This is a genomic window from Caballeronia glathei (genome assembly GCF_000698595.1).
GTDB lineage: Bacteria > Pseudomonadota > Gammaproteobacteria > Burkholderiales > Burkholderiaceae > Caballeronia > Caballeronia glathei.
This window is the reverse complement of sequence record NZ_JFHC01000197.1, coordinates 1-2,266: the sequence shown is the minus strand read 5'-3', so window position 1 is coordinate 2,266 and position 2,266 is coordinate 1. Positions and strand designations below refer to the sequence as shown.

2 protein-coding genes are annotated in these 2,266 nt (G+C 64.6%); both read left to right on the top strand.

Features of this window, described 5'->3' with window-relative positions:
* Positions 1–766, top strand: a 766-nt coding sequence (locus BG61_RS38200) for a tyrosine-type recombinase/integrase (protein WP_035943505.1), incomplete at its 5' end; no start/stop codon positions are given.
* Positions 767–774: 8 nt separating this feature from the next.
* Positions 775–1,980 (top strand): IS91 family transposase, encoded by a 1,206-nt coding sequence (locus tag BG61_RS38195; protein WP_035943503.1) that lies wholly within the window; start codon positions 775–777, stop codon positions 1,978–1,980.
* Positions 1,981–2,266: the final 286 nt, after the last annotated feature.

Genomic DNA, 2,266 nt, shown 5'->3' with positions numbered 1-2,266 from the left:
CTCCCCGGCGACGCTGGGACCCGAAGAGATTCGCGCCTGGCAACTGCACCTCGTCGAGGTTCGGCAACTGGCGCGCAGCAGCCTGGTTACCGCGACCGCCGCGCTACGCTTTCTCTACACGGTTACGCTCAAACGCGACTGGGCGGTCGACGACATCGTCATGTCGAAGCAGCCACGCACACTGCCGGTGATCCTGAGTCGCGAGGAGGTCACCGCTTTCTTCGAATCAATCAGGAGCCTCAAACACCGCGCGATCCTGATGACGGCATACGCGGGCGGCCTGCGTATTTCGGAAGTGACGCGGCTGAAGGTTGGCGACATCGACAGCCAGCGGATGGTGCTGCGCATCGAGCAGGGCAAAGGCCAGGTCGACCGCTATGTGATGCTCTCGCCACGGCTGCTGGAAATCCTGCGCACTTACTGGCAGACCGGTCGACCCCAGCACTGGCTCTTCCCGGGACGGTTCGCCGACCAGCCCATCGTTCCTGCGACGATACGGCTGGCGTGCCAGCAGGCCCGGCGCCGGGCCAGCATCAGCAAGCCTGTCACGCCGCACTCGCTGCGCCACGCGTTCGCTACCCATCTGCTCGAATCGGGTACCGACGTGCGTACCATCCAGCTGCTGCTCGGCCACCGCAGCCTCGCGACCACCTCCCGCTACCTGAAGGTCGCTACTAGTACGATCTGCGCGACCACCAGCCCGTTTGACCTGCTACCCCAACCGGTTGCGCCTGACCCCCCAGAAGCACCACCCGCAAACGTCTGAGCACGTCCATGAAGACTGCTCAACCGGAAGTGGCGGATGTATTGCGTCGCTACGGCACCGCGTATCGTCAAACCCATGCCGGCTCACTCAGTCGCGCTCAGCGGCGCGTCATGGGCGCGGTTGAATTATGTCGGACCGCCGCGCTCGGCGGCCATGTCGAACAGTGTGACGCCTGCGGCCACCAACGCATCGCCTATAACAGCTGCCGCAATCGCCACTGTCCCAGGTGCCAGTCGCTAGCCCGTGCTCAATGGCTTGACGACCGTCAGGCCGATCTGCTGCCGGTACCGTACTTCCACGTGGTGTTCACGGTGCCGCAGGAGATCGCCGCGATCGCCTACCAGAACAAGGCGGTGGTCTACGACATCCTGTTCCAGGCCACCGCCGAAACACTGCAGACCATCGCTGCTGATCCGAAACACCTCGGCGCTGACATCGGCTTCATCGCGATCCTCCACACCTGGGGGCAGAACCTGCTGCATCATCCACACCTGCACTGCGTGGTCCCGGGCGGCGGTCTGGCGCCGGACCACTCACGCTGGATTGCCTGCCGTCCTGGTTTCTTCCTGCCGGTGCGCGTGCTATCACGCCTGTTCCGGCGTCTGTTCCTCGAGCGGTTGCAACGTGCCTTTGAGACCGGGCGCCTGCGGTTCTTCAACGCCCTCGCGCCCCTGCAGCATGTGCAGGCGTTCACCCGCTATCTGGATAGCCCGCGACGCGCGGAATGGGTGGTGTACTCCAAGGAACCGTTCGGCGGGCCGCAGCAGGTACTCGGCTACCTGGGGCGTTACACGCATCGCGTCGCCATCTCGAACAATCGCCTGATCGCCATCGCAGATGGACACGTCACGTTCCGCTGGAAAGACTACCGCCATGAATCCGCACAGCGCGTGATGCGGCTCGACGCACCGGAGTTCATCCGCCGCTTCCTGCTTCACGTGCTGCCGCGCGGACTGCAGCGTATCCGTCACTACGGGTTCCTCAGCAACCGGCGCCGCGAACGCGGACTCGCCGAATGCCGGCGTCTGCTCGAGGTCATACCACCGCGCGCGACTGTCACTGATGAGCTCAGCCAAGACTATCGTGACCGCTATGCCAGACTCACCGGTCGATCCTTGCGTGACTGCCCAGCGTGTGCGCGCGGACACATGGTATGCATCGAACTCCTCCCGCATCACGCCCGGCCGCGGGCACCTCCCGGTGGTGTGCCGTGACGCCCGCACCTTCACGCTTCGCGCACCTGCCCGGACAACCGGTCGCTCGGTTGAGGCAGCGCTCGGCCGCGCCGCGGCCATCGCGACGCCACAGTCCACATCGCACCGCCCGTCACGATCGCACCAGCGTCCTCGCAACCTTCACACGCAGCAGCGGCACGTCTTCCACGACGCATCCAGCACCACCATCTGCAACATCACGGTCATCACCCTGATTCAATGCCCATAGCTGCGGACGCCGGCGGAGCGGTTTAGCTCAAAGAATTTTTAGCGAAGCGGACGCGGA

Excerpts from the sequence above, each read along its gene's own strand:
- BG61_RS38195 (WP_035943503.1), top strand. The coding sequence starts at position 775 with ATGAAGACTGCTCAACCGGAAGTGGCGGATGTATTGCGTCGCTACGGC.